A 24,112-nucleotide genomic window follows, 5' to 3' on the forward strand; every position below is an offset into this window, starting at 1 on the left:
TAGTTTATTGTTATTTGTAATTGAGAAAAAGAATTATTCTAATTAACTCTTTTTATAAAAATAGCGAAAAAGCACTGAGTTTCTTACTTTAAATTGGTGTTTATTTAAACGATAAAAAGTGCCCAAAAGTAGATGTTTTGTAGAATTATATTTATTTATCTTATGTGTTTTTACTTAATAAAAGAAAAGATCAGTGAAAAAATATAAAATGAAACCTCTCTTTATTAGGAGAAATTTGTCTGTTGAAGAGGATGCGAGTAAACTGCACGCTTTGTTTTCTGTTGGAGTTTTTCGTTCATGAGTGAAATCGCGGATTGGCAGCCAAGCGCCTCAATCGCCAACTTATTAAAAAAGGCGAAAATAGTCAGTAATATTAGGCGTTTTTTCACTGATCGTGGTGTGTTAGAAGTTGAAACACCGATGATGAGTCAGGCTACCGTTACCGATGTTCATCTTTACCCATTTGAAACCCAATTTGTGGGGCCTGGTGCTTCTCAAGGGCTAAAACTTTATTTGATGACAAGCCCTGAATACCACATGAAGCGTTTATTGGCTGCAAACAGTGGGCCGATTTATCAAATGGGGCGTTGCTTCCGTAATGAGGAAGCCGGTAGATATCATAATCCGGAATTTACGATGCTTGAGTGGTATCGCCCTTGTTTTGATATGTACCGGTTGATGAATGAAGTCGATGATCTACTGCAAGAAGTGTTAGATTGTGAAGCATCAGAGTCACTCTCTTATCAGCAAGCATTCTTGCGTTATCTCGATATTGACCCTTTATCTGTTGATAAAGAAAAATTGCGTGAAGTGGCGGCAAAACTGGATTTATCAAATATTGCAGATACTGAAGAAGATAAAGATACGCTACTTCAGTTGCTATTTGTTTCTGGAGTTGAACCTCATATCGGTTTAGAAAAGCCAACCTTTATCTATCATTTCCCTGCATCACAAGCCTCATTAGCTGAAATCAGCTCTGAAGATCATCGTGTAGCAGAGCGTTTTGAAGTCTATTTTAAAGGTGTTGAGTTAGCGAACGGATTCCGTGAGCTGACGGATGCACAAGAGCAACGTCATCGCTTTGAACGTGATAATCGTCAGCGAGTGGCAATGGGATTACCAGAGCAACCTATTGATGAGCGCTTTTTAGCTGCTCTTGAAGCGGGACTACCTGAGTGTTCGGGTGTAGCTTTAGGCGTTGATCGCCTTATTATGCTAGCACTGGGTGTTGAACGCCTTAGTGATGTTATTGCATTCCCTGTTTACAGGGCATAAGTGCGATATCAATAGTGCTAAAAAAGAGAGCCGAGGCTCTCTTTTTTATTTTTTGGATTTTCGGCTTTGTCTTCGTTTTTCTTCTGCTTCAAGGGCTTTTTCTTGAAACTTCGCAAACTTATTCCCTGTTACGTCTTTCATATAGCGATAATTAATAAACCAAAACGTAATACATGAAAATAAAATAACCCACCAAATTAACAGTAGCTTTAATGCAGAATTAACACCCAGCATTAAATTAAAGCTAATTAAGACCATTAAGCTGACAAATATCGAGCTAAATAATCCTCCTGCAATTTGCGACATATATTTTTTTAAAGGTGTGATACTGATTAATGGCAAGATAATTACCATAGAGAACAGTACGCCAAATGTGGCAAACATAATAATCGAGATAGGTTCATCAAAGCTTAGAAACCAATCCGTTATACCAAAAAAAGAAAAGGGAATTTCTATCATGATATTGCCTCCCTACTAGGGTAAAAAAGAGGGATATCTTTAAATTTAAAAATAAACGTAAACACTATATTAGGAAAAATACGTATTTCAGTATTATAGAGAGTCACGGATTGATTGAAGAATTCTCGCCTGTCAGCTATGCATTCTTCTAATTCTTTCGCTTGTATTTGTAATAGGTGCAAATTTTTCCCACTGATAAGTTCAGGATATTTTTCAGCAATAATGAGTGATTTTTTTATTTGTGGTAATAACTGATTAGCTAAATTAACTTTTTCATCTAATACATCTGCATGTAAATAGTGATCTCTATTTTCAGCCAATTTTTCAAATAAGGCTTTCTCATGATCTATTGCTTTTTGTGTAATCACTATCAGCATGGGGATCAAGTCAGCTTGTTTTTTTAATAAAACATCAATGTTTGCAAAGGCTTTATAGCAATTATTTTTTAGCATCACCATGTTGTTATAAATCATCACTAATTGGCGTATTAAAAAATACACTAAGGTGAGAATAAAAATAATGAAAATAAGCCATTCCATAATAATTAATTACCAAGGTGAAGAGGTGTTATTAAAATAAAGCGTTAAGATGCCGTCTTGATATTCCATCGGTATTACTAAAATGGAAAAGATAACAAAAAGAGCAAGGATAACGATGATAGTCGCGTTACGACGTAAAGGACGCGCTTTGTTCCAACTAACAATATAATCTTGTGGCGATAAACCCAGTAGGTAATGAGGCGCTTTACGTGTGATAACCACTTCGCCATTGACGGACTCTGCATCACCAATTAATAAATATGTTGTATTTTTGTCTAAAATGTACTCTTTAAAACGTTTACTGTTGGATTCAAAATCTTGATGAGGTTTGATACCAAAGTGTATAAAAGGAGTATCAGCCGCAAGAACTTGAATTGATCCTGTATCATCTGTCATCGTGAAATTATTGATTTCTTTTTCGCAAAGCGTTTGCTGATAGCTTTTTTTACCTTCTTTGTCTGTGGATATGTCGTATTCATAATAGAAATAGCCATAACACTCTTTTTTACCTAATCGACTATTTAAGATTTTCCCCGCAGTTATCTTGCCTTCAATTTCAACAAGTCCAATGGCTAAAGAGCGAATTTTAGATGTCGCTAGAATTTTTTGAAAACGTAAAAAACGTTTTTCAGGTGTTCTTCTGACGATTTGGTAAACGAACATTAAAACGAAACTTAAAAAGAACAATCTTTGGTCGATAAACAAGCTGAAGCTTAAACTCAGCAATAAAAGGCTAACAAATACAGTGTTGATAAGTGCTGAAAATTTAGAGGTTCCTTCATTTTGTAATTGATGGTAATTCTTTATCGCTTTCTCTCCAATATTCGCAATATGGGTTGAAATACCATATGCAAATAGCAAAATAACAGCGAATGCAATTCCGGAGATAAGATTAACAACAGAGTCTTCACCACTAGGATAAACGTCCGTTTCTCTCGAAAAAAACAGATAATTTCCAGCAGCAAAAGCGATCCCTAAAAAGGGAACAATACTCAAGCTGTTCTTCTTTTTTTGAGGACGTTTGCTGCGTAAAAAATAGATTAATGCACCCACAGCACAGCCGATAAAAAAATAAATTAACACTGCAATTTATCCTTAATGCGGTTATTTAAAGTGAATTCCTTCAAATTTCATTTCTTCTTTTGGTATTTCAAGTAATTGCATACGTTCAAAGCGAAAAAGGCCAGCAATTAAGCTATCAGGAAACATCTCTATTGCAGTGTTGTAGTTAGTTGTTGCATCATTAAAGCCTTCACGACGTTGAGCAATTTTATTTTCTACATCACTAACACCTGTTTGAAGTAGTGCTAATTGCTCACCTGAAATTAACGTCGGATAATTTTCAGCAAGGGCAATCATGCCTCGCAGTGCTGTATTCATCTCATTTGTTGCGCTAATTTTTTCATTAATATTTTGTGCTTTAAAATAGCGTTGTCTTGCGTCACTTAATGCAATAAATACACCTTTTTCGTGCTCCATGGCTTTTTCAGCTATAGCCATTAATTGAGGAATTTGGTCAGCTCTTTGTTTTAAAATAACGTCAATATTCGCAAACTGATTACTTACTTGATTGCGTGTTGCAATAAGACGGTTGTAAATGGAAATTCCCCAACCAATAAAAAGAACGATAAGAACAAGTAAAATAATCGCCATTATTGTCATCGTGATCCCTTCCTCTAAATATTTAATAAATAATGATAGCTAAATTAAAAAGTGATTATGATTTTTAATTAAATTATTAGAATAAGTTAGAGAAAGATTAAGGAATATACAATCAGAAAGGGCGCAAATATCTAGGATACTCGTCATACTTCAAGTTGCAGCGTTGTTGACTATATTCATTCGTACTAGTCACATACTTATATACTCGTCATACTTCAAGTTGCAGCGTTGTTGACTACATTCATTCGTACTAGTCACATACTTATGTATGCTCCTAGCATCTCATTCATTTGTCGCCTAGCTGCACCTTGAATTATTTAGAGTATTGACTTGTTATACTTCAAGTTGCACCTTGAGTTATTTAAGGTGCAACTAAAATGTGATAAGTTATTTAGCTTGTTTTTGTAAGAATTTAACTCCTAAATCAGGGAAGTCTGTAAAGACACCCTCAGCACCTGCTTGGTTATAAATGATGTCGTAAAGCTGATCACCATCTTTTGCGTATTTAGGCAGTTTATCAATACGAACAGTAAATGGATGAATGGTTAGTTTATTAGCATGCGCATCAGCAGCCATTCCCGTTAAGGTGATTTTTTCTGGTGTTGAATTTTCTTCGACTAACATATGGTAGTCAGGGCCAATACCATCGGCATAAGTGGCAATTTCTTTCATTGCACCTGGCTTAAACATCCACTCATAGCTGTAGTTTGTCCATGTTCCATCAGGTTGTTTTTCATAAGTCTCATTCCAGTCTGTATAGGCAATTAACTGAACGAGTTTTAAATCCATACCCATTTTAGGCATTAATTCTGTTTTGATGCGTTTTAGGTCGTTAGCATCGAAAGATTGCAGATAAACATTGTCGGTTTTTTTCGTGTAACCATATTGTTTAAGCACTTCGAGCACTTTAGAGGTAATGTCTTTGCCTTCTTGTTCATGGAACCAAGGCGCTTTAATTTCAGGGTAAATACCAATATCTTGCCCTGTTGATTTGTTTAAACCTTGAACAAATTCAATCTCTTCTTGGAATGTGTGTACACGGAAATCGGATTTACCCATAGGGAAACGGTTTGGATAACTTTGGACTTTTTTACCGTCAACAATGTCAAAACCTTCGGTAAATTTTAGCCCTTTGATCTCTTCAAGCGTAAAGTCGATAGCGTAATAACGACCATCTTTTCTTGCTCTATTTGGATAACGTTCAGCCACATCTGTTACACGATCAAGATAGTGATCATGTAAGACAACCAGTTCGTTATCTTTTGTCATCACTAAGTCTTGTTCTAGATAATCTGCGCCTTGAGCATAAGCTAATGCTTTGGCAGGAAGCGTATGTTCAGGCAAATAACCACTTGCACCACGGTGAGCGATAACGACCTTATCACTTGCCGCTTGTGCGATTGCACTTAAAGATAGAGTTAAAAGAACGCCTGCAACTAACGGTTTTATTCTAAAAGATTTACTCATAAAGCTGCTCCATTTTAATTCTATGTACAACAAAGTTATGTACAGTTGGCAATAAAAAAGCCACATCAAAACAGTTGATGTGGCTTGGTTTTTAGAGATGAGATTTAACTAATTTCATAAATAATCAGTTAGCGATTATTCGTACTTCTGAAGCATTTCACGTTTGTGTTTGGTTTCAGTAACCATCACGATAAGTAATAACACAACAGATAGCGCACTACCGCCGATCATGACCATAAAGCCGCCATCCCAGCCGAAGTAGTCAACGGTGTAACCTACGATAGCACTTGCTGCAACAGAACCACCTAAGTAACCGAATAGACCAGTAAAGCCTGCTGCTGTACCTGCGGCTTTTTTCGGTGCAAGCTCTAGCGCATGCAGACCAATTAACATAACAGGACCGTAGATTAAGAAACCGATGATTAACATACACGCCATATCAACATTCGGGTTACCCGCTGGGTTCATCCAGAATACGATAGTTGCGATAGTTACCAAGGTCATGAAGAACACGCCTGTTGCACCACGATTACCCTTGAACACTTTATCCGACATCCAACCACACAGCAGCGTGCCTGGAATACCAGCGTATTCATATAAGAAGTAAGCCCATGATGATTTATCCATTGCAAAGTGTTTAACTTCACGCAGATAAGTTGGTGACCAGTCCAGTACGCCGTAACGCAGTAAGTAAACGAACACGTTCGCAATTGCAATCATCCACAGAAGTTTGTTAGGGAACACATACTTCATGAATATTTCTTTGGCAGTCAGTTCTTGTTCGTCTGTTTCTTTATAATCTGGTGGATAGTCGTTTTTGTACTCTTCGATTGAAGGTAAACCACAAGATTGTGGGGTATCACGCATTAATGCGAATGCAATCATAGCAACTAAGATTGCTGCAAATGCTGGCATATATAACGCTGCTTTCCAGTCGTTAAACCATGCCATACCTAATAAGAACAGTAATGGAGGTAAGCCACCACCAACGTTATGCGCACAGTTCCAGATAGAAACGATACCGCCACGTTCTTTTTGTGACCACCAGTGCACCATTGTACGTCCACAAGGAGGCCAGCCCATACCTTGGAACCAACCACAAAGGAACAACAGAACGAACATTACCATAATGCTCGAAGTTGCCCATGGTACAAAGCCCATAAATAGCATCACTGCGGATGCTAAAATAAGACCTGCTGGTAAGAAATAACGAGGGTTAGCACGGTCAGAGAATGAGCCCATGATAAACTTAGAGAAACCGTAAGCAATCGAGATCCCTGATAAAGCAAAACCTAGGTCACCTTTAGAAAACCCTTCTTCTACAAGATAAGGCATTGCTAACGCAAAGTTTTTTCTTACTAAATAATAAGCAGCATAACCGAAGAAAATCCCCATAAAGATCTGCCAACGCAGACGACGATAGACAGGATCTATCTGCTCTTTTGGCAAACGCGCTTTATGTGGCGCAGGTCTAAACAGACTTAACATATTAGCCTCCGATGGCTTTTATTTTAATATGTTGATATTAAATAATGACAAAACGAACAGTGAAGTTATCAAAAAATTTTCTTTAACGAACTTAATAGTAAACTTATACAATCAAATTTACTGTGAGGTATTACTCAGTTGTCGAATAATTTTTCAAGATGTGCAATTTTGAGTGATATGTTAACTTTATCAAATACTTTTTGTTAAATAATTTGTGATTAGTATCACACTTGTGGTTTTAATTTTTCACTCGTGAGCGTTTCTCTTTCGTTTTTGCTCATTATCAAACATTAACCACATTTTTTGTGTATCTTATACACTATAATTAACGCTAAAGAATAATTAAGCGTTTGCTGAATGTAATGTGAGAGGGCATCTCTATGATGAGCGGTTCACCAGTGACAGAAACTGATGTCATTATTATTGGCGGGGGAGCAACCGGTGCAGGCATGGCAAGAGACTGTGCACGCCGTGGATTACGTTGTGTCCTGCTAGAAAGACATGATATTGCAACCGGTGCGACCGGTCGAAATCATGGATTGTTACACAGTGGTGCGCGTTATGCAGTAACAGACCCTGAGTCAGCGCGTGAGTGTATTGAAGAAAACATGATTTTAAAACGGGTCGCTCGTCATTGTGTTGAAAAAACGGATGGCCTTTTTATTACCCTTCCTGAAGATTCTTTAGAGTTTCAACAGACCTTTATTCAATCTTGCCAAGCAGCAGGTATTGATGCTCAAGCGATTTCACCCGAAGAAGCTATTCGCTTAGAGCCATCTGTTAACCCAAATTTAATCGGCGCGGTTAAAGTGCCAGATGGTACTGTCGATCCTTTCCGTTTAACTGCCGCAAATATGTTAGATGCCCGCGAACATGGCGCCCAAGTACTGACTTATCATGAAGTTGTTGGACTTATTCGTGAAGGCGACCGTGTTAAAGGTGTGAAAGTTTACGATCATCAAGCGAAAAAACTGTATGAAATTCGCGCGCAAATAGTGGCAAATGCAGGGGGAATTTGGGGGCAAAAAATCGCTGAATATGGCGAGTTAAAAGTTCGTATGTTCCCAGCCAAAGGTGCGTTGTTGATTTTGGGTCATCGTATTAACAATATGGTGATCAACCGCTGTCGTAAACCTGCGGATGCCGATATTTTAGTGCCTGGCGATACCATTTCATTAATTGGTACAACATCAACACGAGTACCTTACGATGAAATCGACAATATGTATGTCACCCCTGAAGAAGTCGATATTCTTATTCGTGAAGGTTCAATGTTAGCGCCAAAACTGGCTCAAACTCGAATTTTACGTGCTTATGCAGGTGTGCGTCCTTTAGTTGCAAGTGATGATGATCCATCTGGTCGTAATGTTAGCCGTGGTATTGTTTTACTCGATCATGCGCAACGTGATGGATTAGAAGGATTTATTACTATTACTGGCGGTAAATTAATGACTTACCGTTTAATGGCTGAATGGGCAACAGATAAAATCTGCGAAAAATTAAATGTCTCTGCTAAATGTACAACCGCAGAAGAAGCCTTACCGGGCTCTCGCCAATCAGCAGAGCAAGCATTACGTAGCGTTGTTTCATTACCTGCGCCAATTCGTGGTTCTGCGGTTTATCGCCACGGTGATTTAGCTAATAAATTATTGAGTAATGAACGTAGCGATAAGAGCTTAGTCTGTGAATGTGAAGCCGTTACGGCAGGGGAAGTTCGCTATGCGGTTAACTCTTTAACTGTCAATAACTTACTTGATTTACGCCGCCGTACTCGCGTGGGTATGGGAACATGCCAAGGTGAACTTTGTGCTTGTCGTGCAGCGGGTTTATTAAACCGTTTACAAGTCACTACTCCTCACGAATCAGAACAGCAACTTGCCCATTTCTTAAATGAGCGTTGGAAAGGTATTCGACCAATTGCTTGGGGTAATGCGTTACGTGAGAGTGAATTCACCAGTTGGGTTTACCAAGGTTTATGTGGTTTAGATGCTGATATGATTGAAAAAACAGCTTCAGCGGAGGCAGATAATGAAATTTGACGTCATCATTATAGGTAGCGGGCTTGCAGGATTAACCGCAGGTATTCGTCTTGCTGAAGCCGGTAAGTCTTGTGCAATCATCAGTAATGGTCAAAGTGCGCTACACTTTTCATCAGGTTCATTGGATTTATTAACCCATCTTCCTGATGGTTCAGTCGTGACTCAACCTAAAAAAGCATTGGCAACATTAGCTGAATTAGCCCCTAAGCATCCTTATAGCCGTATTGGTGAAATTCAGGTTTCAACTTTCATTGAACAGGCTCAAGCACTATTAGCAAATACGAGTGGTCTTGAATATCAAGGTAATGGTGATGAAAACCATTATCGTATTACACCCGTTGGGCGTTCACGTATGAGTTGGATGAGCCCAAAACGTGTGCCAACGCATGGTGTTGATCAAGCGTTGCCATGGAAAAAGCTGGCTGTTGTTGGAATCGAAGGCTTCTTAGATTTTCAGCCACAATTTGCAAGCAATACGCTTAATGAGCAAGGTGTTGAGTCTATTCCTTATCATATTCACTTACCGCTATTAGACAGATTACGTGATAATCCAAGTGAATTTAGAGCAGTCAATATTGCGCGCTATTTAGATAAACCTGAAAACACTAAAGCGTTAGCGGAAGAGCTGAAAAAGCATATCGATGATAGTGTTGAAGCAATTATTTTACCTGCATGTATTGGACTGGATGCTGAAGAGCCAGTGATGCTACTTCAACAACTTGTCGGTAAACCTATCTGTTTATTACCGACATTGCCACCATCACTATTAGGTATTCGTTTACATCAAGCATTAAAACTGCGTTTCCAAAAAGCTGGCGGTTTAATAATGCCGGGCGATCGTGCAGAACAAGTTGATTTAGTGGGGAATAAAGTTACAGGTATTCATACTCGAAACCATACTGACATTCCGATTCGCAGTGAGCATGTTGTATTGGCAACGGGCAGCTTCTTCAATAATGGATTAATTGCAGAGTTTGATCGTGTCTATGAACCTTTGATGGAACTTGATTTGCTAGAAACATTACCTCGCAATGAGTGGACAAAAGAGAATGTCTTTGCGAAACAGCCTTATATGCGATTTGGTGTTGATACAGATAGTCAATTAAGACCGATGAAATATGGCGAAGTCTTAGAGAATGTTTACGCCGTAGGTGCTGTATTAGGTGGGTTTGACCCACTTAATGAAGGTTGTGGCGCAGGTGTTTCAATGATCAGCGCACTTTATGCAGCGCAGCAAATTTTACAGCACAATAAATCAAAACAAACCACATCTGCGGTTGTGGAGGCAGCACAATGAGTTTACATGATAACAGTTTTGAAGCGTGCATTAAGTGTACTGTTTGTACGACTTACTGCCCTGTTGCAAAAGTGAATCCACTTTATCCGGGCCCTAAACAAGCGGGTCCTGATGGTGAGCGTTTACGCTTAAAAGATCCGATGCTTTATGATGAAGCATTGAAATATTGCACCAATTGTAAGCGTTGTGAAGTTGCTTGTCCGTCAGATGTGAAGATTGGTGACATCATTTCGCGTGCGAAACTGAACTACAATACAAAAACACCAAAACTTCGTGATGCTATTTTAAGTCATACGGATCTAATGGGTACATTATCAACGCCAATGGCGCCGATAGTAAATACCATTACAGGATTAAAACCTGTACGCAAGATCTTGGATAAAGCACTTAAAATCGACCATCGTCGCGAATTACCAAAATACTCTTTTGGTACATTTAGAACATGGATGAAAAAACAAGTTGAAGAGCAGGCGCGTTTTAAAGATCAAGTTGCCTTCTTTCATGGTTGTTATGCTAACTATAACCACCCACAATTAGGGAAAGATTTAGTTAAAGTATTCAACAAAATGGAGATTGGTGTTCAGTTATTAAAACGTGAAAAATGCTGTGGTGTTGCATTAATTGCGAATGGCTTTGTTAAACAAGCTAAAAAACAAGCCGCGGTAAACCTTGAATCTCTGACAGAAAAAATTGTTGAAAACAATATTCCTGTTGTTGCAACATCATCAACCTGTACTTTCACTATTCGTGATGAGTATGAACATATCCTTGATGTTGATACATCAAAAGTACGTGAAAACATTGAATTAGCGACACGTTATATTTATCGCTTATTAGAAGAAGGTCGTGAATTACCACTGAAGCACACTCCGTTAAAAGTGGCGTATCACACACCTTGTCATATGGAAAAAATGGGATGGACAGCGTATTCCATTGATTTAATTAAGCGTATCCCTGGTGTTGAAGTCATTGTTTTAGATTCTCAATGCTGTGGTATTGCTGGAACTTACGGTTTTAAATCTGAAAACTATGATGTTGCTCAAGGCATTGGTGCGGGCTTATTCCGCCAGATTGAAGAGAGTGGCTGTGATTTGGTAATTACAGACTGTGAAACCTGTAAATGGCAAATTGAGATGTCAACGACGAAAAAATGTGAACACCCTATTAGTTTATTAGCAAGAGCATTATAAGTACTACCTATTCGATAATAAAAAGTAATTGATTACTAAGATAACAAGCAGCTAGGGAATAAAAGAGGATCTTTTATTCCCTTTTTTTATTTTTAGTAAAAACAGTTGTGAAATATAAAAGAATAAGAAAATGAAATAACCTGATACGGTGGAACTCAGGTTATTTAAATACTCTTATTTTTAATGTGAGATATAGGTATTTTGATAAAGCCAAATATTTTGGACTTTTTTGAGCGTTATATTTTGCCCGTCGGTCAGCGAGAGCGCTTGTTTTCCGGCTTCATTAATAATTGGAATATCTAGTGCATTAGCCAATACGGTTGTATTAGACAGAGGATTGCCGTGGCTTAATAAAATTCCTTTAATCTTATTGGTATCAAGAGCCATTAATGTGGAGGGATGAAGCTGTTTTGTCACCAGAATTGCGTTTGTATAAGGAGGATGCGTGATTGGCGGAGGTGCTGAAGTTAAATAGCGTAGTAATCGAGATAAAATATCATCTAAATCACTTTCACGAGCACGCATATTATCATCATCCATTTGCGCATAAGTATCTATTAAATCAATGAATGTCTGCTGTAAGGCAAATTCAGCATTACAGTGATGTTTGCTTATCATGCTACATACAGTCAGTTGTAATTCGGTATTTTCTAATAAGAAGCGGTGACTAGAAAAAATATGGGCATATTGTTCTCCAATCGTGCGGTACGCTTCTTCTGTTAACCAGTCTATATCTTTTTTGGATCGCTCAATGGCTTTTACGAGACGTTTTTGCTCTTCAAGTAATAAGTGAGAGGATATTTTTTTACGAGGGATCACAAAACGATGATAAGGGTATAACCAAACAGGTGCGGTGATAATTCTGATAGGTTCGTAATTTGTGTTTTTAGGGTGAATATTAAAATTAGGCAGATTTTCACCTAATTGCAGTTTTTTAATTGTAATGGTTTTATGCGCCGCTTTTTCTGCTTCTTCAAGCGAAGCGCCTAACGCAATACTATTGGCGGCAGCCAAGGTGCCTTCAACAATTGGTGCTGAACTTAACGCGACGTTAATGGCTACGTTATGCTCCAGATTAGCGATAGCGAGTGCTGCATTTTGTGCTGAATGATAAGTATCGAGTAAAACGAGTACACCTTGTTTGCTATAACACTTTTTAATTGCTGTGAGTATCGTTTCTGGTGACACTTCATTAGCAAGATCAGAGGGTGTTTGATAGTTGGTCGCAATGGCAATTTTTACTTGGCGATCTACAGTCTGATTAACGAGCTCTTTAATACCATTGGCGAGCGTAAGGCTCTTTGAAACTAATACGATACTGACCATAAATCACCCTTTTTTGTAAATGCAAACAGGGAGATAAACACTCCCTGTTTACTCAGGCTTTAATAAAGCCATTCCCGTCCTAATTGGTCGGCAGTTAAAATAGCGGCATAAACCTTATCGGAATCGATATCAAATGGCATGTTGTAAATTGTCTCACCTTCAGCACAACTTAACTCAGCAACCGCCATGATTTTTTCATTTAATTCATCGCCTGTTGCATTGATACCCAACTCTTCTAAAGTGACCGGTAGCCCGACTAAAATACAGAAATCGAGGAACTCTTCTAACTCTTCTAATGGACTGTTTTCTAACACTAATTGGACTAATGTACCAAAGGCGACTTTTTCACCATGGTACATATTGTGACACTCTTCTAATGCCGTAAACCCATTATGAATAGCATGGGCAGCTGCAAGACCCGCACTTTCAAAACCGATACCACTTAAGAAGGTATTAGCTTCGATAATATTTTCTACTGCAGTTGTACAAACACCTCGGCTGACTGCGAGTTTTGCTTTATAACCATCTTCTAAAAGAGTGTTATAGCAAAGTTCAGCCAGAGCTAGAGCTGCTAGTGTTGATTTGCCTCCTGCCATAGTCTGTTTTTGGGCATGACTACAGGCTCTTGCTTCGAAGTAGGTTGCTAAAGCATCTCCCATTCCAGACACTAATAAACGAGCTGGCGCAGAAGCGATGATATTGGTGTCCATCACGACAACATCAGGATTTGTTGGGTAGAAAAGGTAACTATCAAACGCGCCTAATTCTGTATAAATGACAGAAAGTGCGCTTGTTGGTGCATCAGTGGAAGCAATGGTTGGAGAGATGACGACAGGAAGCTGACATTTATAAGCAACAGCTTTGGCAGTATCAAGTGTTTTACCTCCACCAACGCCGATGATCACAAGAGAGGCTTGTGCTTTTGCGAGTTCAGATAACCGATTGATTTCCTTGTGTGTGCATTCACCATTAAACAGTTCAAAGTGCCCATTCACTTCATATTGAGACATGCTGTCTTTGACGGTACTTCCGACGAGATCCATAACAAATTTATCAGCAATAATCAGTGCTCTATCGCCAAAAGGTTTTGCGTATTTACCAATATGGTATAGCGCATCTGGTCCTTGAATATATTTAGCGGGGGATTGAATAACTTTTAACATAATAGACTCCTACTATTCGCAAAAGAGAGTAAAAAATCCTTATGGTGGGGCTTGTCATCCCAATTGACACAGAATTCTATGGAGATGAACTTAAATACATTAACAGTTTAATAGACGAATAAAATATTTCATTGTAAACAATTAATCATTTTTATATTAGCATGCAAAAAACATCATAATAATGATATTTAAGTAATATTCTGTACGTTGTTTGACTAATCATGCTAATTAATTACTATAAGAAATATTTACGTAAAATAATAAATTATTTCAGTCAGAATAAAGCTTCATAAAATTGACTTATGAAGCTTTATTATTTGAATTATGACATTTATGTCATTATTTTTTTGCGAGGTGAGACAGATTATGAGCGAATTTCAGCATAATCTTGTTTTTGATTTTCTTGTGCGAAAAAGTGACGCAAAATAAAATTCAACAAAACACCATATGCAGGCAAGAAAAACAGCATACAGATGGTCAATTTAAACACGTAATCAACCAATGCAATTTCAACCCAATTCTCCGCCATAAATGCGTCAGTACTACGATAAAATGCAATAAAGAAGAAGGCGAGTGTGTCGAGTAAATTACCAAAGAACATCGCTGCACTTGGTGCTACCCACCATTTTTGTTGTTGTCTTAAACGATTAAAGACAGACACATCCATGATTTGACCTAACACATAAGCCATAAAGCTTGCTGTCGCAATTCTTGCCACCATGATATTAAAATCAGTTAATGAGGCAAAACCTTGCCAACTTCCTTGGAAAAAGAGCGTTGAGATCAGGTAAGAAATCGCTAATGCAGGGATCATGACGGCAGTAATAATGCGTCGAGCCAAAGGCGCACCATAAATACGAACCGTTAAATCTGTTGCCAGAAAAATAAACGGAAAAGTAAAGGCACCCCAAGTGGTATGGAAACCCAAAATGGAGATAGGCAATTGCACAAGATAGTTACTAGATGTAATTATCAGAATGTGGAACAAAGAAAGCCATAACAGCGCCACCGCTTTTTGGCGGGGAGTAAACGTATACATAAATTGTACCTTTTTAGTGATTGGGGTGAGGGAACCCAATAAAACAGTGATTTCTCTCTTAAATGAGAGGATGCGCATAATACGCCTGTTGCGCAACAAAAGCAAAGGTTAGCGGGAATACCTTTGTGCTTAATGTGCCGTGATGTGAACACGAAAGCGAGATATAATGACACAATCTGTCAGTGTAAGAAGAATGGTTAATAGAATGAATGCTCAATTTGATGATGCAACTAAGACATTAGATACGCTAGGCCTACGTTGCCCTGAGCCTGTGATGTTAGTGCGTAAAACCATAAGAAATATGGCATTAGGTGATACGCTTTTAGTCATTGCGGATGATCCTGCCACAGTGCGTGATATTCCCGGCTTTTGCCGTTTTATGGAACATGATTTATTAAATCAAGAGACTGAATCTGCACCTTATCGTTATCTTATCCGTAAAAAAGAGAGCAATCTGTAATTTATCATCGCGCTAAAAAAATAACCCAAACCTCAATTATTGAAGTTTGGGTTTTTTAGTTTATTCTTTGCTAGATGATTTAAGTTTTACTCTTAACAATCTTACGGCATTGGCGGTGACAAGGGCTGTTGCACCAGAGTCAGCCAATACTGCAACCCAAAGCCCTGTTATTCCTAATAAGCTGGTCACTAAGAACACGGCTTTTAAGCCTAGCGCGATAGTGATGTTTTCACGAATGATTTTGCGTGTTGCACGAGATAACTGAATAATTTCAGGTAAACCTGTTAAACGGTTATGTGTTAATGCTGCATCTGCGGTTTCCAGTGCGACATCAGTTCCGCTTCCCATTGCAACACCAATAGTCGCTGCTTTCATTGCTGGCGCATCGTTAATACCATCACCGACCATCATGGTGTTATGCGTTTTACTGATTTCCATCACTGAAGTCACTTTATCTTCAGGGAGTAATCCTGCACGGAAATCCATGCCAAGTTTTTTCGCAATCGCCGCTGCGGCTCTTGGGTTATCGCCCGTTAGCATTACGGCATTAATGTTCATCTCTTTCAATAATTTCATTGATTCAATGGCATCACTGCGTAAGGTATCTTGCATAGCAATAACACCGATTAGCTGACTCTCTTTTAATACAACAACAACGGTTTTACCTTCATCTTCAAGGCGTGCAACCTCTTGTTGCCATTGAGGCGATAATGTTGTTGTTTCTGATAATTGAGACGGCGCACTCACTAGAATGTGTTGGCTATTTAAATAACCTTCAATACCTTTACCCGCTAAGGCTTTACGATCTTCCGCTTCAACAACAAGCACGCCTTGTTCTTGTGCTTTATTGATAATGGCTTTTGCTAATGGGTGATGTGATCCGACTTCTACGGATGAAGCAAAAGTCAGGACTTCTTTTTCATTAAACCCCGTTTCAGCAACAACATCCGTAACTTGAGGTTTCCCTTCAGTCAATGTACCTGTTTTATCAAGTGCGATGGTATTGACGGTGCCTAATTGCTCTAACGCTGCACCTCCTTTAATTAACGCACCACGTTTTGTAGCAGCAGCTAATGCTGAGGTAATTGCTGCTGGTGTTGAGATAACCAACGCACAAGGACAACCAATCAATAACAGCGTTAAGCCGCGATAGAACCATGTTTCCCAAGGCTGAGCAAAGAACAGTGGTGGCACAATAATCACTAATGCAGAGAACAGCATAATAGCAGGGGTATAGTAGCGGCTAAAGCGGTCCACAAAACGCTCAATCGGCGCTCTACGCTCTTCAGCTTCTTCAATCAATTGCAAAATACGGTCGATAGCATTTTGTCCTTGTTCAGATACCACTTTCATCTGTACAGATCTATCCACAGATAAACAACCTGCTGCTACTTTTTCGCCTTGTAGACGCTCTACTGGTACGGATTCACCCGTTAATGCACTTTCATCAAAGCTTGCAAATGCACTGACTAATTCCGCATCTGTGGGTAAGCGTGAACCTGGTGCAATTTCGATGATGTCGCCTGGACGTAATTGCGCAACAGGCACAGTTTGTTTTTTACCATCTTTGATTAATGTCGCTTCTTCTGGCACTAATGCCATTAATGCACTGACACCACGACGAGCGCGTCCTGCGGCATAAGACTCCAGCATTTCACCAATCATAAACAGCAAAATAACCATTGCTGCTTCTTCGGTAGCATTAATAAAGAGCGCACCAATTGCGGCAACACTCATCAACGTTTCTATGGCGAAAGGTGTACCACTGCGAATAAGTTGCAAAGACTTTTTCACAATGGGGAATAGGCCAATTAAGGTTGTTGCAAGAAAAGCGGCACGTCCTGCTTGAGGATCAATAAACTCAGCACCCCAGCTAATCGCCATTAAAATCGCAAGTACAATGACAAACGAGCTCTCTTTTAATAGGCTTTGCTTAGCCACTTTTTTAGATTGAGGAGATGAAAGATCAAAAAGCTCAAATCCTGCACTGTTAATTGCGGCAATGACATCTGCGCGTAGATCGCTATCCGCATCAACGACCAATTTTTCGGTGGCAAAAAGGACTTTTGCTTGTTTTACACCAGCCACTTTAAGTGCTGCGGTTTCAATTTTTTGTGCACAACTTGGGCAGTCCATACCTTGCACTTTCCAGCTAAAGCGTTGTTGTGCAATCTTTTCTGGCTCAATGTTAGAAACAGGGGCGTTGATATCACAGCTTCCATGAGCATGACTATGCCCATCATGGCTATGATCGTGACCATCATGATCATGGTGATGCTCATCCTCGGATTCAGGGTCACTTTTATCTATCTTGGTATGAGAATGTCCGCTTTCAGTATGTGAGTGCGTACTATTCTCTGAGTGACCTGAACAGCATTGAGAGCTTGAGCAGCAAGCATCGGTATGTTTATGATTATCGTGTTGATGAGCATGTTTAGTCATAACTGGCTCTCCTTGTTCAACTAAGTAAAGTTTAAATTCATTTATCTGATAAGTACTTTACAGCTTGGAGTAGAGTCCAGAGTCAAGATATCGAAGGCATATTCATTGGCAAAAAGTGCGAATTAGGTCAAAAAATTAACCCCTCATTCTATTTTGTAAAAACAAGGGGTTAATGGATGCTAAATGAATAAGGCTCTGACGATAAAGAAATGCCCAATAAAATAACAGGCGCTGACAAGCCCTTTAGAAGCCGAGAATGAGAAGCGGAAGCGGTTGATAAGCCATATGGAGTAAGCAATTACTAACAACAATGAGCCAATCATAATAGATAGGTTGTAATCGTTACTTAAGTAGAAGAATTTTTCTCCAGCAATCCAAAACATAGCAAATGCAGCTAATAAAGTAAGAGATGCTGGGATAGCTAATTTATCGAGCTTACTCCAAACAATCACTAAAATGATAATGAAAGCAAGAATGACGAATCCAAGTAAAGGAAGATAGAAAGAGAGTTGCAGTGGTAATAAAAAGCTGACCATATAAAGAATGTAGCTTAAGAAAACCAAGGTAAAGGATGGTAGTAAATACTTACTATCAAACATTCTTAATATGTCAGAAAGCAAAGTAGCTAATAATGCACCTACAATAAGGTAGCTATTGATACTGTGTTCAGGAACTTGCCATGCCCAAAGTAATAAAAGAAGTAGCGTGATAGGACGGAATAACCATCGTTGCCAATTAGGGCCTCGATATGCTGCATCGATATAAAGCCACCCAGAGAATAATACGGCGAGAAAAGGCCAACTCATAATATCTTCCTTATATTTAGAACTGTTTTATTATTGATAACAGAAAGTTTAATTTAAGAATAGCGGTTAATGACGAAACTGACGGACTTATTAAAATAATATAAAGCACCTTACTTTTTAATCCATATAACGATAGGAATTAATGTAATGAATAAAGCGGCTATTTTAGGAATTGCGGTACTGATCGTTATTATAGCGTCAGCAACTTATCGTTTTTTTGAACAAAGAAAGCAGCGAATAAGTGATGATAATTCACCTGTTACACTCTATATGGTCGAAGTGATTGATAAAAAAGAAGTTGCTGCAAATGAACGGCGCTCAAGAGAAAATGATGTGAATGGCCCTGAAACAACACATTATTATCAAGTGACTTTTCGTTTAACCACTGACTCGCGTAAAGATTTAGTGTTAAAGATTGATAAATCGTCTTATCAAGATATCGAGCCTAAAATGAAAGGGCGTTTATTTATGCAAGGCAGTCGTTTTGTGAAATTTGAAACTGATATGCCAAATGATGAATCAAACAAGAAATAAGAGAATTTGTTGATAAGGTTGGCAACCTCTGGGGTTGGTTGACCACCCCAGATAATTGCGAGGATATAACGATATTACGGTTATTGTTTCGTTTTATTCTTTTGTTTTTCTTCGTATTCTTTTCGTAGTTCTTTTTGTATTTTTAATAGCTCAAAAATACCAAAAAAGAAAATACGAAATTGTAATGCCGTTGACGGTTTTTGATCTTTAGGCTGTCCTGCTTTATACATGACAATTTGTAAACCATGCATAATCACCATAAAAATCATGGCGATATCCATAAAATATTTTAAAGGCTTAGGAAACGGGGAAATAATATTTAAAAATAGAAAGCCCCAAACACCGACCATTAAAAATCGGCCAAAAAAGATTAACATAGCAGCTCCATAAAAAATTAAGCAGATAGATTGCGAATATAAAGACGATACGCAACTTGCCCTGCGATCTTCTCTCTATGCAATGTCCAAGTGGTAGGAAGCGTATAAGTCTGTGCTTTAATTTCTTCCTCGATATAAATATAGCAATCTTGCGCTAACCAGCCGTTATTTTCTAATAATTGGATAGTGTCTGACAACATGCCTTTATGAAAAGGAGGATCTAAAAAAACGACATTATAAGGTGAACCTTGTTTAGCGAGATATGACAATGCACTGTCTTGAATGACATGCCCATTTTCTGCATTTAGTAAGGTTAAGTTTGCGGTAATTTGTTGGGCAACGGCACGTTCATATTCGATAAACGTGGTTTCACGAGCATAGCGAGAAAGAGCTTCAATTCCTAAACCACCGCTTCCTGCAAAACAGTCGAGGCAACGGGCATCTTGGATAACAGGCATTAGCCAATTAAAGAGCGTTTCTTTCACTCTATCCGTTGTTGGTCGTAATCCTTGGCTATCGAGAACAGGAAGTTTACGACCACGCCATTTTCCCCCAATTATTCTGATTTGTCCCATTGGGGCTTTTTGTGGTTTTTTGGCCATATTATTTTGATTTATATCGTTTAAACGTGAGTTTTGGAGTGTCTTTGGGAATAAGGAATTCGTGTCTGTTGTTATCTCGATGACTTCCCTTGATTTAATCCGCAATAATTTACCATAAAATTCGTATAAAAGATGCGTTTATCTATGATCAAATGATAGACTTCATTATTATTTTCAATATCGTCAATGTAATCGCGCCATGATTTAGTGCGAGGAGTTTAGTAGCTAATGGCAAAAGAAAAAAAAGGTTTTTTCTCGTGGCTCGGTTTTGGGCGTAACAAAGAAGAAAATATTGAGCAAGAGAAAGAACAGCAACGCTTAGAAGAAGAGCGTTTAGAACAAGAACGTTTGGCAAAAGAGGCGCAAGAAGAAGCGGCTCGCCAAGCGCAATTAGAAGCGGAACAAGAACGTTTAGAAGTAGAGCGCCAAGAAGCGCAACGTGTTGTGCAAGATAGATTGGCACAAGAAGCTGAAAAACAACGTTTAGAACAAGAGAAAGCCCAGCGCCAAGCAGAAATAGATGCAGAGCAAGCGCGTTTAGAGGCCGAGCATGCAGAACAAGCCCGTCTGGCTCAAGAAGCACAAGCTCAACGTTTAGCGCAAGAGGAAGCGCAACGTCAAGCTGAACTAAAAGCGGAACAAGAACGTTTAGAAGCACAGCGTCAAGAAGCGGCGCGTTTAGAGCAAGAGTGTTTGGCTCAAGAAGCTGAAACTCAACGTTTAGCGCAAGAGGAAGCGCAGCGCCAAGCTGAACTAAAAGCGGAACAAGAACGTTTAGAAGCACAGCGTCAAGAAGCGGCGCGTTTAGAGCAAGAGCGTTTGGCTCAAGAAGCTGAAGCTCAACGTTTAGCGCAAGAAGAAGCGCAACGCCAAGCTGAACTTAAAGCGGAACAAGAACGTCAAGAAGCGGCGCGTTTAGAGCAAGAGCGTCTGGCTCAAGAAGCTGAAGCTCAACGTTTAGCGCAAGAAGAAGAAAACGAACGTCTTGCTATTGCGCAAGCGGAAGCTGAAGATATTGAATCTTTACGCGAAGAAGTACTAGCAGATAAAGTTGTTGAACAAGAGAAACCTAAGAAAGAAGGCTTTTTTAGCCGACTGAAAAAAGGTTTACTGAAAACTCGCCAGAACTTAGGTTCAGGGTTCCTTAGCCTATTTCGTGGTAAGAAAATTGATGATGAGCTTTTTGAAGAGTTAGAAGAGCAACTCTTAATTGCTGATGTGGGTATGGAAACCACCACTAAAATCATCACTAGCCTGACCAAACACGCCACTCATAAAGATCTTAAAGATGCTGAAGCCCTTTACGGAAAATTACGTGAAGAGATGGGCGATATTTTAAGTAAGGTTGATAAACCATTAAATATTGAAGGTAAAAAACCTTTTGTTATTTTAATGGTTGGCGTTAATGGTGTTGGTAAAACAACCACAATCGGAAAATTAGCGCGACAATACCAAGCTGAAGGTAAATCTGTCATGTTAGCTGCCGGTGATACATTCCGAGCTGCGGCTGTTGAACAGTTACAAGTTTGGGGCGAGCGTAATAATATCCCTGTTGTGGCACAACATACTGGCGCTGATCCTGCATCTGTTATTTTTGATGCAATTCAATCAGCCCAAGCAAAAGGTGTCGATGTTCTTATTGCTGATACCGCAGGACGATTGCAGAATAAATCCCATTTAATGGAAGAGCTGAAAAAAATCGTTCGTGTTATGAAGAAATTAGACGAAGAAGCACCACACGAAGTGATGCTGACGTTAGATGCAAGTACTGGACAAAATGCAGTTAGTCAGGCAAAACTCTTTAATGAAACAGTTGGGCTAACTGGATTAACATTGACTAAACTCGATGGTACAGCAAAAGGGGGCGTTATCTTCTCCATAGCTGATCAGTTTAGTATTCCTATCCGTTATATCGGGGTAGGTGAAGGTATTGAAGATCTACGTCCGTTTAAGGCCGACGATTTTATTGAGGCTCTGTTTGCCCGCGAGGAGTAGTTTTAATGATCCGCTTCGAACACGTCAGCAAGGCTTATTTAGGTGGAAGACAAGCATTACAGGGAGTTGATTTTCATCTTCGCCCTGGTGAAATGGCTTTTTTAACGGGTCACTCTGGCGCCGGTAAAAGTACATTGCTTAAGTTAATTTGTGGAATAGAACGACCAAGTGATGGTGCTATTTGGTTTGCTGGTCATGATATCAGTAGACTAAAAAATAGTGAGATCCCTTTTCTGCGTCGTCAAATTGGGATGATCTTCCAAGATCACCACTTATTGATGGATCGAACGGTTTATGACAACGTATCTCTTCCCCTGATTATTGCTGGCGCGAGTGAAGAGGATATTCGGCGAAGAGTTTCAGCCGCTTTAGATAAAGTAGGACTATTGGATAAAGCCAAAAATTATCCTATTCAACTCTCTGGTGGTGAACAACAGCATGTCGGTATTGCGCGCGCTGTTGTGAATAAACCGACAGTTTTACTCGCAGATGAACCAACAGGTAATCTTGATGGTGAGCTTTCAGAAGGTATCATGCGCCTTTTTGAAGAGTTCAACCGTGTTGGTGTAACGGTGTTAATGGCGACGCACGATATGTCCCTGATAGAGCGTAGAAATTATCGTATTCTTACATTAGGGCAAGGCAGAATGGTGGGAGGACAAAATGGCTAAAGCAAAAAGTTCCCGTAAATCAATGCCAACGCCAGGTGCAAAAACCAAGGCGCTAAAAGGGGGAAGACGAGAACAATGGCGTTACGCATGGCGTAATACTATGGCTGATTTTTTACGCCAGCCGCTCTCCTCTTTTTTAACGGTAATGGTTGTCGCTATATCACTCACCTTACCTAGCATCTTCTATATTGTCTGGAAGAATGTCTCAACTGCGTCAGAACAATGGTATCCAACACCACAATTAACTGTTTATCTTGATAAATCTCTTGATGATTCATTAGCTGAAGCCACGATCAAAAAAATAGAAGCCTTAGAAAAAGTCGAAGATGTTAACTATCTTTCACGACAAGATTCGCTAGTAGAATTTCGTTCTTGGGCTGGCTTTAGCAGTGCGTTAGATATGTTAGAAGAGAATCCATTACCTGCGGTTGCGATTGTGACACCTGTTATGGAGCCTAGCGATCAACAATTAATGACGAATTTGCGTGATACAGTAGCGAAAATACCCGGTGTTGACGAAGTAAGAATGGATGATAGTTGGTTTACTCGGCTTTCAACGTTAACTTCATTAGTCGGGCAAATTGCTTTGGTGATTGGCACATTGATGGTTGTTGCCCTGTTATTGGTAATTGGTAACAGTGTGCGCCTCAATATTTTCAGTCGCCGTGACACCATTAATGTGATGAAGCTAATTGGTGCAACCGATGGCTTTATTATGCGTCCTTTCCTTAATTGGGGATTGATCCTCGGCTTTATTGGTGCCGTATTTGCCCTGATCTTTTCAGCTTTACTGGTGTGGAAACTCTCTGATGTAGTGACTCAAGCTGCGATCGTGTTTGGGACTTCATTTTCCATTTCAGGACTAGGTTTTGATGAATCTATCATTCTTATTCTAGTTGCTATGACAATTGGTTGGCTTGCTGCATGGTTGACAACAATGCAACATTTGCGTCAATTCACACCAGAATAATGAATTAGAGCATTTTTATACTTATCCTCATAAATAATGAGAAGATATTTTTTTATCAGGCTGGGTTACGTTAATATCGTCACCCAGCCATTTTATCGACGCCCCGTCTCTGGCATAATAATGCACGCACTCTTTTCTACGATAAGGCAACAGTCATATTTGCTTCTGTGATAGAAAAGTACAAAGATATGTAAACATAGATGCGAGATGAACCTTTAGTCTTTATGCTGGTCAAATAGTCGTTATGATAAAAACACATCGTAAAAAACCTTAACAGACTTCCTATTTAAGCTATATTTATAAGGCTCATC

At 39.1% G+C, this 24,112-nt stretch carries 22 protein-coding genes; 9 read left to right on the forward strand and 13 right to left on the reverse strand.

Translation table 11 applies throughout. From position 1 onward, the window contains the following. Positions 1–297: 297 nt before the first annotated feature. Positions 298–1,275, forward strand: coding sequence for an elongation factor P--(R)-beta-lysine ligase (gene epmA, locus ABN212_RS00170; RefSeq protein ID WP_023583702.1), 978 nt, complete (start codon positions 298–300; stop codon positions 1,273–1,275). A gap of 45 nt (positions 1,276–1,320) precedes the next feature. On the opposite strand, the gene ABN212_RS00175 is transcribed toward epmA, so the two are convergent. The 6 genes from ABN212_RS00175 to glpT all read right to left on the reverse strand — a co-directional run bounded on the left by ABN212_RS00175 (position 1,321) and on the right by glpT (position 6,890). Then, positions 1,321–1,734, reverse strand: a complete 414-nt coding sequence (locus ABN212_RS00175; RefSeq protein ID WP_198619245.1) for a hypothetical protein — start codon at positions 1,732–1,734, stop codon at positions 1,321–1,323. Next, entirely contained in the window at positions 1,731–2,192 is a 462-nt protein-coding gene (locus ABN212_RS00180) for a LemA family protein (RefSeq protein WP_232806233.1), read from the reverse strand. The genes ABN212_RS00175 and ABN212_RS00180 overlap by 4 nt, the downstream gene beginning before the upstream one ends. 90 nt (positions 2,193–2,282) lie before the next feature. Further along, positions 2,283–3,356, reverse strand: coding sequence for a hypothetical protein (locus ABN212_RS00185; RefSeq protein ID WP_349442674.1), 1,074 nt, complete (start codon positions 3,354–3,356; stop codon positions 2,283–2,285). A 21-nt stretch (positions 3,357–3,377) separates the two neighbouring features. Then, positions 3,378–3,935: a LemA family protein gene (locus ABN212_RS00190; protein WP_160229943.1), complete on the reverse strand. Its 558-nt coding sequence runs from the start codon at positions 3,933–3,935 to the stop codon at positions 3,378–3,380. A 387-nt stretch (positions 3,936–4,322) separates the two neighbouring features. After that, positions 4,323–5,402: a glycerophosphodiester phosphodiesterase gene (gene glpQ / locus ABN212_RS00195; protein ID WP_198619248.1), complete on the reverse strand. Its 1,080-nt coding sequence runs from the start codon at positions 5,400–5,402 to the stop codon at positions 4,323–4,325. 135 nt (positions 5,403–5,537) lie between these two features. Next, the gene (glpT, locus tag ABN212_RS00200; protein ID WP_198630461.1) at positions 5,538–6,890 is read right to left on the reverse strand and encodes a glycerol-3-phosphate transporter; all 1,353 of its coding nucleotides are present in this window, start codon (positions 6,888–6,890) and stop codon (positions 5,538–5,540) included. Between the two features lie 380 nt (positions 6,891–7,270). On the opposite strand from glpT, the gene glpA reads away from it, so the two are divergent. Genes glpA through glpC form a run of 3 tightly spaced genes read left to right on the forward strand, consistent with a single transcriptional unit; the run spans position 7,271 to position 11,416 of the window. After that, positions 7,271–8,929 (forward strand): anaerobic glycerol-3-phosphate dehydrogenase subunit A, encoded by a 1,659-nt coding sequence (gene glpA / locus ABN212_RS00205; RefSeq protein ID WP_171455253.1) that lies wholly within the window; start codon positions 7,271–7,273, stop codon positions 8,927–8,929. Then, positions 8,919–10,226 (forward strand): glycerol-3-phosphate dehydrogenase subunit GlpB, encoded by a 1,308-nt coding sequence (gene glpB, locus ABN212_RS00210; protein ID WP_198630462.1) that lies wholly within the window; start codon positions 8,919–8,921, stop codon positions 10,224–10,226. The genes glpA and glpB overlap by 11 nt, the downstream gene beginning before the upstream one ends. Further along, positions 10,223–11,416 carry an anaerobic glycerol-3-phosphate dehydrogenase subunit GlpC gene (glpC, locus tag ABN212_RS00215; RefSeq protein WP_088493856.1) on the forward strand — a complete coding sequence of 398 codons (1,194 nt, stop codon included), beginning with the start codon at positions 10,223–10,225 and terminating at the stop codon, positions 11,414–11,416. The genes glpB and glpC overlap by 4 nt, the downstream gene beginning before the upstream one ends. Before the next feature lie 180 nt (positions 11,417–11,596). Here the strand turns inward: glpC and ABN212_RS00220 are convergent, their stop codons facing one another. The 3 genes from ABN212_RS00220 to ABN212_RS00230 all read right to left on the reverse strand — a co-directional run bounded on the left by ABN212_RS00220 (position 11,597) and on the right by ABN212_RS00230 (position 14,944). Beyond that, on the reverse strand, positions 11,597–12,742 hold the full coding sequence (locus tag ABN212_RS00220) for a phosphoenolpyruvate-utilizing N-terminal domain-containing protein (protein ID WP_349442676.1): 1,146 nt from the start codon (positions 12,740–12,742) through the stop codon (positions 11,597–11,599). Between the two features lie 59 nt (positions 12,743–12,801). Next, positions 12,802–13,905, reverse strand: a complete 1,104-nt coding sequence (locus tag ABN212_RS00225; protein WP_198619251.1) for a glycerol dehydrogenase — start codon at positions 13,903–13,905, stop codon at positions 12,802–12,804. 364 nt (positions 13,906–14,269) lie between these two features. Then, positions 14,270–14,944 carry a 7-cyano-7-deazaguanine/7-aminomethyl-7-deazaguanine transporter gene (locus tag ABN212_RS00230; RefSeq protein ID WP_349442677.1) on the reverse strand — a complete coding sequence of 225 codons (675 nt, stop codon included), beginning with the start codon at positions 14,942–14,944 and terminating at the stop codon, positions 14,270–14,272. Between the two features lie 205 nt (positions 14,945–15,149). Here ABN212_RS00230 and tusA point away from each other — a divergent pair, with 205 nt between their 5' ends. Then, entirely contained in the window at positions 15,150–15,404 is a 255-nt protein-coding gene (gene tusA / locus ABN212_RS00235; RefSeq protein WP_109372081.1) for a sulfurtransferase TusA, read from the forward strand. Positions 15,405–15,464: 60 nt separating this feature from the next. Here the strand turns inward: tusA and ABN212_RS00240 are convergent, their stop codons facing one another. After that, complete coding sequence (locus tag ABN212_RS00240; protein WP_349442678.1) at positions 15,465–17,846, reverse strand: zinc/cadmium/mercury/lead-transporting ATPase; 2,382 nt, start codon at positions 17,844–17,846, stop codon at positions 15,465–15,467. 179 nt (positions 17,847–18,025) lie between these two features. Continuing rightward, positions 18,026–18,652, reverse strand: coding sequence for a lysoplasmalogenase (locus tag ABN212_RS00245; protein WP_349442680.1), 627 nt, complete (start codon positions 18,650–18,652; stop codon positions 18,026–18,028). A gap of 147 nt (positions 18,653–18,799) precedes the next feature. Between ABN212_RS00245 and ABN212_RS00250 the strand changes: the two genes are divergently transcribed. Further along, positions 18,800–19,186 carry a DUF2500 domain-containing protein gene (locus tag ABN212_RS00250; protein ID WP_198619253.1) on the forward strand — a complete coding sequence of 129 codons (387 nt, stop codon included), beginning with the start codon at positions 18,800–18,802 and terminating at the stop codon, positions 19,184–19,186. An 80-nt stretch (positions 19,187–19,266) separates the two neighbouring features. Here ABN212_RS00250 and ABN212_RS00255 read toward each other — a convergent pair whose 3' ends face one another. Together ABN212_RS00255 and rsmD are read right to left on the reverse strand one after the other, a co-directional pair. Beyond that, positions 19,267–19,563 (reverse strand): DUF1145 family protein, encoded by a 297-nt coding sequence (locus ABN212_RS00255; protein WP_109372044.1) that lies wholly within the window; start codon positions 19,561–19,563, stop codon positions 19,267–19,269. A 17-nt stretch (positions 19,564–19,580) separates the two neighbouring features. Then, entirely contained in the window at positions 19,581–20,165 is a 585-nt protein-coding gene (gene rsmD, locus ABN212_RS00260) for a 16S rRNA (guanine(966)-N(2))-methyltransferase (RefSeq protein WP_198619254.1), read from the reverse strand. 228 nt (positions 20,166–20,393) lie between these two features. On the opposite strand from rsmD, the gene ftsY reads away from it, so the two are divergent. The 3 genes from ftsY to ftsX are packed head-to-tail and all read left to right on the forward strand — an operon-like array spanning position 20,394 to position 23,801. Then, positions 20,394–22,160 (forward strand): signal recognition particle-docking protein FtsY, encoded by a 1,767-nt coding sequence (gene ftsY / locus ABN212_RS00265; RefSeq protein WP_349442681.1) that lies wholly within the window; start codon positions 20,394–20,396, stop codon positions 22,158–22,160. A gap of 5 nt (positions 22,161–22,165) precedes the next feature. Further along, entirely contained in the window at positions 22,166–22,831 is a 666-nt protein-coding gene (gene ftsE, locus ABN212_RS00270) for a cell division ATP-binding protein FtsE (RefSeq protein WP_349442682.1), read from the forward strand. Beyond that, positions 22,824–23,801: a permease-like cell division protein FtsX gene (gene ftsX / locus ABN212_RS00275; RefSeq protein ID WP_109372037.1), complete on the forward strand. Its 978-nt coding sequence runs from the start codon at positions 22,824–22,826 to the stop codon at positions 23,799–23,801. The genes ftsE and ftsX overlap by 8 nt, the downstream gene beginning before the upstream one ends. Positions 23,802–24,112 lie beyond the last annotated feature (311 nt).

The organism is Proteus genomosp. 6 (genome assembly GCF_040139785.1).
In the GTDB taxonomy this organism is placed as follows: domain Bacteria; phylum Pseudomonadota; class Gammaproteobacteria; order Enterobacterales; family Enterobacteriaceae; genus Proteus.